This window comes from Streptomyces sp. NPDC059166 (genome assembly GCF_042755185.1).
GTDB lineage: Bacteria > Actinomycetota > Actinomycetes > Streptomycetales > Streptomycetaceae > Streptomyces.
This window is the reverse complement of sequence record NZ_JBHZCI010000010.1, coordinates 143,932-156,914: the sequence shown is the minus strand read 5'-3', so window position 1 is coordinate 156,914 and position 12,983 is coordinate 143,932. Positions and strand designations below refer to the sequence as shown.

Genomic DNA, 12,983 nt, shown 5'->3' with positions numbered 1-12,983 from the left:
ATGCGAACCTCTGCCTGTCCGCATCCCGATGCCAGGAGTACACGTGTCCGTACGCACAGCAGCCGCTTCCGTCGCCGTCGCCACCCTGCTCGGTGCCTGCGTGTCCATGCCCAGCGCCCACGCGCAGTCCCCCTCCGCCCAGGGCTCCCCCGTGGTCTACGCCCACCGCGGCGCTTCCGCCTACGCCCCGGAGAACACCCTGGCCGCGGTGGACGCCGCCGACCGCCTGGGGATCGACTGGGTGGAGAACGACGTGCAGCTCACCAGGGACGGTGTGCTGGTGGTCGTGCACGACACCACGCTGAGCCGGACCACAGACGCCGAGGAGGTCTTCCCCGGCCGGGCCCCCTGGGCGGTGAAGGACTTCACCGCGGCGGAGATCGCGAAGCTGGACGCCGGCAGCTGGTTCGGCGCGCGGTTCGCCGGGGCCCGGGTGCCGACCCTCACGCAGTACCTGCACCGCCTGGAGCGCAACCACCAGAAGCTGCTCCTGGAGATCAAGAGCCCGGAGATCTACCCCGGGATCGAGAAGGAGACCCTGCGCGTCCTGCGCCGGGAGGGGTGGCTCGACCGGAGCCGCGTCGAGCACGGCCTGGTCGTCCAGAGTTTCGGTGCAGAGAGTGTGAAAACTGTCCACGCGCTGCGTCCGGACGTCGTGACGGGCTTCCTGGGCACACCGGCGGTCGCCGACCTTCCGTCGTACGCGGCGTTCACGGACCAGATCAATCCGTCGTACACCTCCGTCGGCCCCGACTACGTCGCGGCGGTGCAGAAGCTGAAGGGCGCCCACGGGAAGCCGCTGCGGGTGAACACCTGGACGGTGAACGACGCCGCGGACGCCTCCCGGATGGCCGGCTTCGGCGTCGACGGCATCATCACGAACAACCCCGACGTCGTCCGGGACGCGACCGGTTGAGGGCGTGACGGTAGGGCGTTGTCGGTGGGCCGCCGTACCGTGGTGGCATGGGGAGCAGCGAGCAGGTCGTGGAGTGGTCCGTAGTGCCGGGCGTCATCGGCCCGCTGCTGCTGGCCGCGACCCGCACCGGCCTGGTGAACGTGGTGTTCCACGCGCGTCCGGACGTCCGGGACCGGGCTCTCGGACGGCTCCGCGACCGGCTGGGGGCCGAGCCGGTGGAGGCGCCGGGCTCCGCCCTGCTGGCCGCGCCCGAGGGACAGGTCGCGGCCTACCTCGCCGGTGAGCTGCGGGAGTTCTCCCTCCCTCTGGACTGGTCGCTGAGCTCCGGCTTCCACCGCGAGGTGCTCCGCGAGCTGGCCACCGGGGTGCCCTTCGGCGCCGTCGTGGGGTACGGGGACCTGGCGGCCCGTGTCGGGCGGCCGGACGGCGCCCAGGCCGTGGGGGCGGCCATGGGTTCCAATCCGCTGCCGGTGGTCGTCCCGTGCCACCGGGTGGTGGAGAGCGACGGCGGTCTCGGCGGGTTCGGCGGCGGGCTGGAGACCAAACGGCGGTTGCTGGCGCTGGAGGGGATACTTCCGCAGCCGCTGTTCTGAGCGGGTCCTCGCACGGCGGCGCCGTTCCGTACCGGCGTGCGAGCTGACACACTGCGCCGGTGACGACTGCCCGCGCCTCCCGGTTCACGGCCGCGGACCTGCCGGCGCTCCGGCGCAGGACCTCCGCCGTCCTCGTCGGCAGCCAGATCCTCGGCGGGCTCGGGGTGGCCGTAGGCATCGCCCTCGCTCCCGTCCTCGCGGCCGAGGTGAGCGGCTCCGACGCCCTGTCCGGTCTCGCCCCCACCGCCTCGGTGACGGGCACGGCGCTGCTGTCACTGCCACTGGCCGCGCTGATGACCTCGCGGGGCAGACGCCCGGGGCTGGCCCTCGCCTACGCGATCGGCGCCCTCGGCGCCTTTCTCGTGGTGACGGCGACCCTGGTGGGCAGCTTCCCGCTGCTCCTTCTCGGGATGGCGGGTTTCGGCGCGGGGTCGTCGGCCAACCTCCAGGCGCGGTTCGCCGCTGCCGACCTCGCCGAGCCGGACCGCAGGGCACGGGCGATCTCCACCGTGGTGTGGGCCACCACCATCGGGTCGGTGCTCGGCCCCAACATCGCCTCGCCCGCGAGCCGGGTCTTCCGGGGAACCGCTGTACCCGAGACCGCGGGTCCCTTCGCCTGGGCGGCCGGCATCTTCCTGATCACCGGGATCCTGGTCCTCGTACTGCTGCGCCCCGATCCGCTCCTCACCGCGCGAGCCCTCTCCCCCGAGGACGCCGGGACCGCCTCGAAGCGGTCGCTGAGGGCGGGCCTGGAGGCCGTGAGAAGTTCGCCGATGGCCGGGCTGGCGCTGGTCACGGTCACCGTGTGCCACACCGTGATGGTCTCCGTCATGGTGATGACCCCCGTTCATCTGGGGCACCACGGCGCGGGCATCCAGCTGATCGGCCTGGTCATCAGCGGGCACATCGCGGGCATGTACGCCTTCTCCCCGGTGATGGGCCGGATCGCCGACAAGGCGGGACGGCTCACGGTCATCGGGCTCGCCGCCGGACTGATGTGCTGCGCCGCCGTGCTCGCGGGCACGTCGGGCGGCGGACACGCCAGGACCGCGGCGGGTCTGTTCGTCCTGGGGCTCGGCTGGTCGGCGGGGCTGGTCGGTGGTTCGGCCCTGCTCACCGAGTCGGTGCCGCAGGCGTCCCGGGCCGCCGCCCAGGGGTTGTCCGACCTCGCGATGAACACGGCCGCGGGGGCCGGCGGGGCGCTGGCCGGGGTGATCGTCTCCCGTCTCGGCTACGGGTGGCTCAACGCGTCGGCGGCCTGCCTCCTGCTGCCGATGGCCGCGCTCGCCCTGCGCCGGGCGCTCGTCCGTCCCGCACCGCCAGGCCGGGACGCCCCGGGCGTCTGAGCGGGGGCGCCCCACCGCACGGGCCGTCCGGGGCCGGTGCGCCTGCGACTGCACCGAGGCTGGTCGGGCGGTGCGTGCGTCCCGGCTGACCGGTCGTCACGTACGCACTGCCCGCGGTACGTGCGGGCAGTCCAGGACCGGCGCCCCCTTCTCTCTCCGTCAGCCGAGTCCGGTCCAGGCCGGATGGCGCGGGTCGTCGGCCCGGACGACCACGTCCGCGCGTCCGGCGGGCGCGACCTCGTCCTCGTACCGGGAGAAGGCGGGCAGCGTCCAGCGCTCGCTCTCCTCCGTCCGCCGTCGCAGCGCGCCCGGCGAGAGGCTGAGGTGGACGCCGAGGTCGAACGGGAACCACTGCCCGAGGAGCAGCGGGCCGTGCAGGATCAGCACACCGCCGTCGGGGAGCTCCTGGTAGGGGCTGCGGGTGGCCCGGTCGGTGCGGGGGTTCCAGAGGTCGGGCAGGACGCGTCCGTCTCCGCCCGGCTCGAGCGGCCTGAAGACCTCGCGCCACAGCGCCCCGGTGTCGAACCAGCTGTCGGCGTAGGAGTCCGGGTCCTCCTTGCCGTATTCGTAGCGGAGGCTGGCCGGCCGCAGGAATCCGCCGGTGGAGACGGTGAGCACCGCACGCCCTCGGGCCCGCAGGGCTTCGGCGAGCCGCTCGGCGGGCTCGGCGGGACGGGCCGCCGGGGCTCCGTCGACACCGATCTTCAGCCAGGAACCGCCGTCCGCGGGTTCGAGACCGTCGGCATGGGCGGCGAGGGCGCGGACCAGCCGCTCCCAGGTGATGGGTTCGAATCGCACCCGTCCATCATCGCTCTGCCGCATCATGATCCCCATGGATCTCGAATTCGCCCGCAGCTTCGCCTCCCGGTGGCAGGAGGACTGGAACTCCCACGACCTGGACCGCGTCCTTGCCCACTACCACGACGACGTGACCTTCAGCTCGCCCATGATCGCCCGGCTGACCGGTGACCCGGCCGGCACTGTGCACGGCAAGGAGGCCCTGCGCGCCTACTGGGCCGCGGGGCTGGAGAAGATCCCCGACCTGAGGTTCGAGGTGATGGACGTACGTGCGAGCGTGGACGCGCTCGTGATCGACTACCTCAACCAGATCGGCGGCAGGGTGAGCGAGGTGCTGACCTTCCGGGACGGTCTGGTGGCGTCGGGCTTCGGCGCGTACGGCGAGACCCCCGCCAACTGACCCTACGTCACACTCCTTTCGCACGTGCGCCCGGGCGCGGCGGGCCGGTGCGCCCGGGAGACCTTCGCGCGTACGCCCGCCGGGGGTCATTCCCGGCCCGTCTCCCGGAGCGCGGCGGCGAGCGCTCCTTCGCCGTGCACCCGCGCCCGGCCGCCCCGGACCAGCTCCGCGAGGGCGCATCCCCCGCGCGCCAGGTCCAGTGCGGCGTCCTCGTCCAGCACCAGGCGCGCGTCGGGGTCCTCCGCGGGTCCGTATCCGTAGACGTCCCGCCCCTCCGCCTCTTCGCCGGTCCGCAGGTGGAACGTCCCTTCCGGGAGACCGACTTCGACCACTCCGGCCTCGGTGAGGCCTTCGAGGGAGCGCAGCAGCGGCAGGGCGAACCAGTGCGCCCTGAGCGCGTCCGTGGGGCGGCGCTCGCCGAGTGCGGGCGCGCCCCATCCGGCGAGCGCGGTGAGTACCGGGAGGAGCCCGCGGCCCCGTGCGGTCAACTCGTACACGGAGGCGGCCGCGGGCGGCGGGAGCCGGCGGCGCACCGCCAGTCCGCCCTGCTCCATGTCCTTGAGCCGGGAGGCCAGTACGTCTGTGCTGACCCCGGGCAGGTCGGCGTGCAGATCCGTGTAGCGGCGCGGCCCGGCCAGCAGTTCACGGACGATCAGCAGGGTCCACCGGTCGCCGACGGCGTCCAGGGCGCGGGCGGTGGCGCAGAACTGGTCGTAGCTCCGGCGGCGGGCGGGGCGGGCTGGCTGCTGCTGACGTGGCATGAGCCGCAGTCTAGACATGTTGTTGGACTTTCCAAGCCCGAGCTTGGTAAAACCAAGTATCGCAATCGGGTCGGGGAGGCACGCATGGAGTTCCGGCAGTCCAGCAAGCTCAACGAGGTCTGTTACGAGATCCGGGGCCCGGTCATCGAACAGGCCAACGCCCTTGAGGAGGCGGGCCACAGTGTGCTCCGCCTCAACACCGGCAATCCCGCTCTCTTCGGCTTCGAGGCGCCGGAGGAGATCGTCCAGGACATGATCCGGATGCTTCCCAAGGCGCACGGGTACACCGACTCGCGCGGCATCCTGTCCGCGCGCCGGGCCGTCGCCCAGCGGTACCAGGCGATGGGTCTGACCGGTGTCGACGTGGACGACGTCTTCCTCGGCAACGGGGTGTCCGAGCTGATCTCCATGGCCGTGCAGGGGCTGCTGGAGGACGGCGACGAGATCCTCGTCCCCAGCCCGGACTATCCGCTCTGGACCGCCGTCACCACCCTGGCGGGCGGCAAGGCCGTGCACTACACCTGCGACGAGGCGGCGGACTGGAACCCCGACCTCGCCGACATGGCCGCCAAGATCACCGACCGCACCCGGGCCATGGTGATCATCAACCCGAACAACCCGACGGGCGCGGTCTACCCCCGCGAGGTCCTCGAAGGCATGCTCGACCTCGCCCGCAGGCACGGCCTCATGGTGTTCGCCGACGAGATCTACGACCAGATCCTGTACGACGACGCCGAGCACCACAGTGCGGCGGTCCTGGCGCCCGACCTGCTCTGCCTCACGTTCAGCGGCCTGTCCAAGACGTACCGCGTCGCCGGGTTCCGCTCGGGCTGGATGGTGGTCTCGGGACCGCGGCAGCACGCCGCCAGCTACCTCGAGGGGCTGACCATGCTGGCCTCGATGCGGCTGTGCCCCAACGCCCCCGCGCAGTACGCCATCCAGGCGGCGCTCGGCGGACGGCAGTCGATCCGCGAACTCACGGCGCCCGGGGGGCGGCTCCACGAGCAGCGCGACCGGGCCTGGGAGCGACTGAACGAGATCCCCGGGGTCTCCTGCGTGAAGCCCAGGGGTGCGCTGTACGCCTTCCCGCGCATCGATCCGAAGGTCCATCACATCGTCGACGACGAGCGGTTCGTCCTCGACCTGCTGCTCCGGGAGAAGATCCAGGTGGTGCAGGGCACCGGCTTCAACTGGCCGCGCCCGGACCACTTCCGTATCCTCACCCTGCCGCACGCCGACGATCTGGACGCGGCGATCAGCCGTATCGGCCGCTTCCTGGACGGATACCGTCAGTGACCTGTACCGCCTGCTCCGCCCCCGTCCACACGCAGTTCGTCTCGGACGCCGTCGGCACCGGCGGCCCCCCACCCGTCGCCACCGTCCGCTACGGTTCCGTGGCCGGGGACGGTCCCGGCGGCCGTGCCCAGGTGCCGTGGGAGGCACGTGCCGGCTGAGGACACGGCCAGGGAGTGACCGACATGGGTGTGGCGATACGCCGTCTGACGGCCGTCGGCCCCGACGACCGGGTGTTCACGGTGAACATCGAGCGCGACTTCCGGTACGACCCGTACCGGGACTTCCTCGTCTGCACGCACTGCGACTGGTCGCCGTCGCTGCTCACCACGCGGAGGATCGACGCGATGGCCTGGGAGCATCTGGCGTCCGCCCATTCCGCCGACCGCGGGATGAGCGACGCGGAGGACGAGTCCTTCGGCAAGGCCCGCCGGGTGGCGCTCCCGGTGTGTGCCGCCCTGGTGATCGCGCTCCTGGTCTTCACCTTCGCAGTGCGGTGAGGGCGGCGACGGGGTCGGCGTCCGGCGCCGCCCTGGGCCACCAGTCGTCCTCGCCCGGTTCGGACTCGTAGCCGTACCAGCGGTGATCGCGGCCGAAGCGGAGCTGCAGGGTTCCGGCGGTGTCGGTGATCCTGTTGCGCCATGGCTGGAAGCGGGGGAAGCCGGCGGCGACGAGAGCGGGTCTGGCCCGGTCGAACGGACCGGCCGGGGGGTCCCACGGGCTCTCGAGTGTGTCCAGGCCCTCGGCTCCGCCCTGCCGCCAGGCCGCCACGGCTCGCGCCAGGTCGGTCGTGCCGCGGCCGGTGGCGAAGGCCAGCTCGCGGTAGAGGGCCCGGGTGGTGGCGGTGAGACCGGCTGTGGGCCGGGACGCGGCGATCCGTACGGCGTCCTGCCAGACGTCGGCCCCCGCGAGTGGATCGTGCCCGGTGCTGAGCAGCGCGTGGGCGCGGGCCGCCGCGTCCGTGGCCAGGTGGTCGAGGCCGAGCGGGTCGCGTGCGCCGGGCAGCTCTGGGTAGGACGGCGGCTCACCGGGATGCGGTGGCACGGGAAGTGGCGCCGGCAGCGGTGGGAGGAAGCGCTCCGCCAGGGCCTCACCTGCCGCGACGGAGGGCATGGCGGGTGTGGCGGGGCGCTCGCGGGCCGAGTGCTCGGCATTGCGGCGGCCCAGCTCGTCGAGGAGTTCACGCTCGCCCCGGCCGCGCATCAGCAGGAGGACGAACGGGTCGCTGTCCAGCAGCCGTGCCGTCTGGTAGCAGAGCGCGGCCACGTGCTTGCAGGGCAGGCCGCGGTCCGGGCAGGAGCAGTCCGGGTCGAGATCGCCGGCGGCCGGCAGCAGGCGGATGCCCGCCTCGCCCGCGGTGTCGACCAGGGAGTGGGGCATCTCCTTGTCGAGCAGTGCGGAGAGATGGCCCGGCCGGGCTGCGACGGCGTCCAGCAGGCTGTCCCAGTCGGAGGCGGGGAAGGTGCGCAGACGCAGCTCCGCGCGGTAGGGGCGGGGGCGGCTGCCGTGGACGTAGGCGATGACCCTGCCGGGGGTGACCGTGATCGCGGCGACATGACCGCCGTCCGCGTAGGTGCGGCCGCGGGCGAGGCGCCCCTCGTCCATCGAGAGGGATTCCAGGGCCTCCACCCAGGCACGGCCCCACCAGCTCTCGGCGAAGGGGCCTTCGGCGTCGGCGGTGCGCGCGGGTACCGCTTCGAAGGTGCGCCGGAGGTCGTCGGGGCCGGGGCGGGCCGAGGGACCGCTCATGACGTCCTGCGCAGGGATACGAGGTCGGCGAGGTCACGGTCGCTGAGCTCGGTCAGGGCGGCTTCGCCGGATCCGAGGACCGCGTCGGCGAGGACCCGCTTGGACGCGAGGAGTTCACCGATGCGGTCCTCGACGGTTCCCTCGGCGATCAGCCGGTGGACCTGGACGGGCTGGGTCTGCCCGATGCGGTAGGCGCGGTCGGTCGCCTGCTCCTCGACCGCCGGGTTCCACCACCGGTCGTAGTGGATGACGTGTGCGGCGCGGGTGAGGTTCAGCCCGGTGCCGGCCGCCTTGAGGGAGAGGAGGAAGACCGGTACCTCGCCCGACTGGAACTCCCGCACCATGCGCTCCCGCTCGGGAACGGGTGTGCCCCCGTGCAGCAGCTGGGACGGGATGGCGCGGGAGGCCAGGTGGGCGGAGAGGAGGCGGGCCATGGAGACGTACTGGGTGAAGATCAGGACGGCGCTGCCCTCGGCCAGGATGGTGTCGAGGAGTTCGTCGAGCAGGGCGAGCTTGCCGGAGCGCCCGGCGAGCCGGGTCGGCTCCTCCTTGAGGTACTGGGCGGGGTGGTTGCAGATCTGCTTGAGCGAGCCCAGCAGCTTCATGATCAGCCCCCGTCGCGCGATGCCCTCGGACTGCTCGATGTGCGTCATCGTCTCGCGGACCGCCGCCTCGTAGAGCGTGGCCTGCTCCCGGGTGAGGAAGACGGGGTGGTCGGTCTCCGTCTTGGGCGGCAGCTCCGGGGCGATGCCCGGATCGGACTTCTTGCGGCGCAGCAGGAAGGGGCGGACCAGCCGGGACAACCGCTCGACCGCCTCCTCGTTGCCCAGGCCGGCGGCTGTGCCGGTGTTCTCGACGATCCTGGCGTGCCGGGCACGGAACGCCTTGAGCGGGCCGAGCAGCCCGGGTGTGGTCCAGTCGAGCAGGGCCCACAGCTCGGAGAGGTTGTTCTCGACGGGAGTCCCGGTCAGTGCGACCCGGGCGGGGGCGGGGATCGTACGCAGGGCCCTGGCGGTGGAGGAGTGGGGGTTCTTGACGTGCTGGGCCTCGTCGGCGACGACGAGGCCCCAGGTGTGGGCGGCCAGCTGCTCCGCGCCCGAGCGCATCGTGCCGTAGGTGGTGAGGACGAATCCGCCGTCGGGGCCGCCGAGTTCGCGGTCGGTCCCGTGGAAGCGCCGCACGGGCACCCCGGGAGCGAAGCGGTTGATCTCCCGGTGCCAGTTGCCGAGGAGGGAGGCGGGGCAGACGACGAGGGTGGGCGCGTCCTGTGCGCGGTGGAGGTGGAGCGCGATGACGGTGATCGTCTTCCCCAGGCCCATGTCGTCGGCGAGGCAGCCGCCGAGACCGAGGGAGGTCATACGGTCCAGCCAGGCCAGGCCGCGGAGCTGGTAGTCCCGGAGGGTGGCGTGGAGGCCGGCCGGCGCCGGGAGGGTGGCGTCCTCGTCGAGGATGCGTGCGCGCAGCGCGGCGAGGGCGCCGGCGGGTACGGCTTCGACCTGTTCGCCGTCGACCTCGGCGCTTCCGGTGAGGGCCACGGCGAGGGCGTCCACCGGATCGAGGAGGCCGAGCTGCCGCTTGCGGGCCTTGCGTACGAGGGCGGGGTCGACGACGACCCACTGGTCACGCAGCCGCACCACAGGCCGGTGGGCCTCGGCCAGCGTGTCCATCTCCGCCTCCGTGAGCCGGTCGTCCCCGAGGGAGAGCTGCCAGTCGAAGGCGAAGAGGTGCTCCGCGTCGAAGAACGAGGTGCCGTCCGTCGCGGACCCCGGTGCGGGGCGCACGACGGCGGTCGCGGTGAGGGACCGTGCCAGCTCACGAGGCCAGTGCACGGTGACGCCCGCCGCCGCGAGCCGCGCTCCGGCCGTGCCGATCAGCTCGTGGAGCTCCTCCTCGGTGACCGCGAGCACGTCGGGGACGGGCTGGTCGAGCAGCCGCTCGAGGGGAGGCCAGACGCGGGCTGCGCGACGCAGGGCGAGTACGGCGTCGATCCGGGCCCTGGGCCCGAAGGGTTCGCCGGCCCCGCCGGCCCAGAGGGTGGCCGCGTCGGTGACGTACGTCGGATCGGCCAGGCTGTGCACCTGGACGACGGCGGCCGCGGCCTGGCGCGCGGCAGCGGCGTCCGAGGCCGCCCCCTCGGCCGGGTCCGGTGTGTCGAACACGTCGTAGGCGGAGAGGTCGAGCCGGAGGGAGACACGCACCCCGGCGTCGAGTCCCGACGCCACCTCGACGGCCCAGGCCCGGGCGTCGGGGAGGTGCTGGGGTTCACGGGCGGCGAAGGGCGCGCCCATGGCGTGGGCCGCGGCGGGAGTCCGCGGCAGGGTGTCGGCCACGGCGTCGAGGAACGCGCCGAGCAGCGCGCGGGGTTCGGGGAGCCGCAGCGGCGTGCCGTCCAGCGGGACGGCGTGCCCCTCGTACGGCATGGCGGCGGCGACGGCCCTCAGGTGGGCGATGTCCTCCGCGTCACGCGGTCCCGCCCGCCAGGCGTCGTGGCCTTCCGGGGTGAGCCCGGGCAGGAGCCGGCCGCGGGCGGCCAGGGTGAGCGCGTGCAGGGCGGCCGCTCCCCAGGCACGGGTCGCGGGGTGCGCCAGGGCGCGGTGCCGCGCGCCCGCGAGGAGAGGCACCGCCGCCATGAGGGAGAGCTCCACGGCGGGCACGGTGCGGGTGCGGACGCCGTCGGTGCCGTCGCTCTCGACGACGGTGAGTTCGACGGCCGTCCGGTCCGGGCCGGCGCCGCCCTCGGCCGTGTCGGCGCTGTCGGAGCCCGGGAGGCCGACCGTTCCGTCGGGGTCCCAGAAGACGATCCGGCCGTCCCTGGGCAGCGGTGCGGGGAGGAAGACGGCAGCGCATCTCAGCAGCCGCTCGGTGGTGACGTCCGTGCCCGGCGTCCGACTGCCCATGTGCCTCACCCCCTCCGTATCCCGTCCGGTCGCACTTGTCCTGTTCCGGCGAGTCTAGGCGCGGGGTATGACACCGCCCGCCCCGGCCGTGTCCCCGGCGGACCGGACCCGCGGACGGTCCGGAGACCTCCGGGGCCGGCGGGGCGGCCGGGCGGCCGGGCGGCCGGGGAGCCGGGTGTGGCGACGGCGGTCCGGTGCCGGGCCGGCGGGGCGGCCGGGCGGCCGGGCGGCCGGGCGGCCGGGCGTGGCGACGGCGGTCCGGTGCCGGGCCGGCGGCGGATCCCCGCAGGACGGGCGGAACGCCCGGTGCGTGGCCGGCGGCCATGCGGCCCGGTCCCGGCGGGAGGGGTACCCGGTCCGGGCACGGCCGGATATCGGGCCCGTGGCCCCGGGGTCCTGTCGGAGGATCCCGGAGACCTGCCCGGCTCAGTGGCGGGTCAGCGGTCCCCTGCGGGACCGGTCTCGCCCCCGGCGGCCGGGGCCGGCCTCCGGTGGCCTGTCGGGGCCGGCTTCCGGGTCCGGCCCGGGCTCCGTCCCGGCCACCGGCAGGGGCGCGTCGGGGAGCGGCTGATCCGTGAACGTCTGTTCGGTGACCGAGGGATCCAGGGCGGCCGGGTCGAGGGCTGAGCGGCCGACGAGGCCCGTCGCCGCCGCACCGACGGCCGGATCCACGAGGCCCGTCCCCGCCGGGTCCACGAGGTCGGCGCCGGGGGTGGCGGTGCTCCCGTCCTCGCCCGGCGGTTCCGTGACAGGATCCTGACTCCCGGGTACGCCCGCGGGTTCCGGAGCGGTGGAAGCGGCGGGCTCCGAGGCCTGTCCCTGATTCTCCTGCTGGGCACGCTCCAGGAAGCGCAGCAGCTCCACGGGGAAGGGCAGGACCAGCGTGGAGTTCTTCTCGGCCGCGACCGCGACGACGGTCTGCAGCAGCCTCAGCTGGAGAGCGGCGGGCTGGGACGACATCTGCTGGGCGGCCTGGGCGAGCTTCTTCGACGCCTGGAGCTCCGCGTCGGCGTTGATGACCCTGGCGCGCCTCTCACGGTCGGCCTCGGCCTGCCGGGCCATCGACCGTTTCATGGTCTCGGGCAGGGAGACGTCCTTGATCTCCACCCGGTCGATCTGGACGCCCCAGCCCACCGCCGGACTGTCGATCATGAGCTCCAGCCCCTGGTTCAGCTTCTCGCGGTCGGAGAGCAGGTCGTCCAGATCGCTCTTGCCGATGATCGAGCGCAGGGAGGTCTGCGCCATCTGGGAGACCGCGAAGCGGTAGTCCTCCACCTGGATGACGGCACTCGCCGGGTCCACCACCTTGAAGTAGATGACCGCGTCCACCCGCACCGTGACGTTGTCCCGGGTGATCCCGTCCTGGGCCGGCACGGGCATCGTCACGATCTGCATGTTCACCTTCCGGAGCCGGTCGATGCCCGGAACGATCATCGTGAAGCCCGGCGGGCGCACCGCGTCGTGGAGCCGGCCGAGCCGGAGCACCACACCCCTCTCGTACTGCTTCACGACCCGGGCCGCGGCCATGGCGTAGACCAGGCCGCCGAGAACGACCACCACCACTGCGATCAACAGAACCTGGACCATCACGGCCCCCTGCCTACGGGGTGCGTACGGCACCCATCCATCACGCCCTATTAACACGATATGCCCGATTGGCCCATTCTCGAACCCCCGTCCGGGTGCCTGGGCCCCCGGCCGGACGCGTACCGGGTGCCCGCGCCGGACGGACCGGGCAGGGTGGCCAGCGCCAGCACGTCCCTGTGACGTACCGACGAGCCGGACGTGACGCACTGACGAGCCGGACGAGCAGACGAGGATCCCGCCCATGCCCGTCACCCCACCCCCCGCCGTAACCCGCCGGCGTACCGGCATCGCCGCCGGTGCGGCCCTGGTGCTCTGCCTGGCCGTCACGGGCTGCTCGGGGCTCGGGCGTACGGCGGTCGGCCCCGTCGAGTACCGGACCGACAAGGACGAGGTCGTCAGCGTGAACAGCCCGTCGGTCAAGGGCTGTCACAAGATGGCGCCCGGCGGCGCGCGCGAGGTCGTCAACGAGACGAGGATCGACATGATCCTCTACCCGACCAGCGACTGCTCCGGCGGCGGGACGACGTATGTCGCCACCACCTTCACGGACATCAACTCGCCCCGCAACGCCCCTTGGCGCAGCTACCGCTTCGTCCACTGATCCACGCCGCCCGGGGCCCGTCGCCCGCCGGCACCGTTGCGC

The 12,983-nt window shown here is 73.3% G+C and carries 13 protein-coding genes; 8 read left to right on the top strand and 5 right to left on the bottom strand.

Going from position 1 to position 12,983, the window contains the following annotated elements; translation table 11 throughout:
• The first annotated feature begins 43 nt into the window (after window positions 1-43).
• Genes ACFXOA_RS10470 through ACFXOA_RS10460 form a run of 3 tightly spaced genes read left to right on the top strand, consistent with a single transcriptional unit; the run spans window position 44 to window position 2,855 of the window.
• Window positions 44-916: a glycerophosphodiester phosphodiesterase gene (locus tag ACFXOA_RS10470; RefSeq protein WP_385024702.1), complete on the top strand. Its 873-nt coding sequence runs from the start codon at window positions 44-46 to the stop codon at window positions 914-916.
• Window positions 917-963: 47 nt separating this feature from the next.
• Window positions 964-1,509, top strand: coding sequence for a methylated-DNA--[protein]-cysteine S-methyltransferase (locus tag ACFXOA_RS10465; RefSeq protein ID WP_385024701.1), 546 nt, complete (start codon window positions 964-966; stop codon window positions 1,507-1,509).
• A 59-nt stretch (window positions 1,510-1,568) separates the two neighbouring features.
• Entirely contained in the window at window positions 1,569-2,855 is a 1,287-nt protein-coding gene (locus tag ACFXOA_RS10460; protein WP_385024699.1) for an MFS transporter, read from the top strand.
• 159 nt (window positions 2,856-3,014) lie between these two features.
• Here ACFXOA_RS10460 and ACFXOA_RS10455 read toward each other — a convergent pair whose 3' ends face one another.
• On the bottom strand, window positions 3,015-3,653 hold the full coding sequence (locus tag ACFXOA_RS10455) for a uridine kinase (RefSeq protein ID WP_385024697.1): 639 nt from the start codon (window positions 3,651-3,653) through the stop codon (window positions 3,015-3,017).
• A gap of 34 nt (window positions 3,654-3,687) precedes the next feature.
• On the opposite strand from ACFXOA_RS10455, the gene ACFXOA_RS10450 reads away from it, so the two are divergent.
• Entirely contained in the window at window positions 3,688-4,053 is a 366-nt protein-coding gene (locus ACFXOA_RS10450) for a nuclear transport factor 2 family protein (protein WP_385024695.1), read from the top strand.
• Between the two features lie 86 nt (window positions 4,054-4,139).
• On the opposite strand, the gene ACFXOA_RS10445 is transcribed toward ACFXOA_RS10450, so the two are convergent.
• The gene (locus ACFXOA_RS10445; RefSeq protein WP_385024693.1) at window positions 4,140-4,814 is read right to left on the bottom strand and encodes a winged helix-turn-helix transcriptional regulator; all 675 of its coding nucleotides are present in this window, start codon (window positions 4,812-4,814) and stop codon (window positions 4,140-4,142) included.
• A gap of 84 nt (window positions 4,815-4,898) precedes the next feature.
• Between ACFXOA_RS10445 and ACFXOA_RS10440 the strand changes: the two genes are divergently transcribed.
• The 3 genes from ACFXOA_RS10440 to ACFXOA_RS10430 are packed head-to-tail and all read left to right on the top strand — an operon-like array spanning window position 4,899 to window position 6,607.
• The gene (locus tag ACFXOA_RS10440) at window positions 4,899-6,110 is read left to right on the top strand and encodes a pyridoxal phosphate-dependent aminotransferase (RefSeq protein ID WP_385024691.1); all 1,212 of its coding nucleotides are present in this window, start codon (window positions 4,899-4,901) and stop codon (window positions 6,108-6,110) included.
• Window positions 6,107-6,268 carry a hypothetical protein gene (locus ACFXOA_RS10435; protein WP_385024689.1) on the top strand — a complete coding sequence of 54 codons (162 nt, stop codon included), beginning with the start codon at window positions 6,107-6,109 and terminating at the stop codon, window positions 6,266-6,268. The genes ACFXOA_RS10440 and ACFXOA_RS10435 overlap by 4 nt, the downstream gene beginning before the upstream one ends.
• A 24-nt stretch (window positions 6,269-6,292) precedes the next feature.
• Window positions 6,293-6,607 carry a hypothetical protein gene (locus tag ACFXOA_RS10430; RefSeq protein WP_385024687.1) on the top strand — a complete coding sequence of 105 codons (315 nt, stop codon included), beginning with the start codon at window positions 6,293-6,295 and terminating at the stop codon, window positions 6,605-6,607.
• On the opposite strand, the gene ACFXOA_RS10425 is transcribed toward ACFXOA_RS10430, so the two are convergent.
• The 3 genes from ACFXOA_RS10425 to ACFXOA_RS10415 all read right to left on the bottom strand — a co-directional run bounded on the left by ACFXOA_RS10425 (window position 6,588) and on the right by ACFXOA_RS10415 (window position 12,340).
• Window positions 6,588-7,856, bottom strand: a complete 1,269-nt coding sequence (locus tag ACFXOA_RS10425; protein WP_385024685.1) for an SWIM zinc finger family protein — start codon at window positions 7,854-7,856, stop codon at window positions 6,588-6,590. The two genes, ACFXOA_RS10430 and ACFXOA_RS10425, sit on opposite strands and share 20 nt — an antisense overlap.
• Window positions 7,853-10,753 carry a DEAD/DEAH box helicase gene (locus tag ACFXOA_RS10420; RefSeq protein WP_385024683.1) on the bottom strand — a complete coding sequence of 967 codons (2,901 nt, stop codon included), beginning with the start codon at window positions 10,751-10,753 and terminating at the stop codon, window positions 7,853-7,855. The genes ACFXOA_RS10425 and ACFXOA_RS10420 overlap by 4 nt, the downstream gene beginning before the upstream one ends.
• A gap of 426 nt (window positions 10,754-11,179) precedes the next feature.
• Window positions 11,180-12,340 carry an SPFH domain-containing protein gene (locus ACFXOA_RS10415; RefSeq protein WP_385024776.1) on the bottom strand — a complete coding sequence of 387 codons (1,161 nt, stop codon included), beginning with the start codon at window positions 12,338-12,340 and terminating at the stop codon, window positions 11,180-11,182.
• A 241-nt stretch (window positions 12,341-12,581) separates the two neighbouring features.
• Here ACFXOA_RS10415 and ACFXOA_RS10410 point away from each other — a divergent pair, with 241 nt between their 5' ends.
• Window positions 12,582-12,941, top strand: a complete 360-nt coding sequence (locus ACFXOA_RS10410) for a hypothetical protein (protein WP_385024681.1) — start codon at window positions 12,582-12,584, stop codon at window positions 12,939-12,941.
• The last annotated feature ends 42 nt before the right edge of the window (window positions 12,942-12,983 follow it).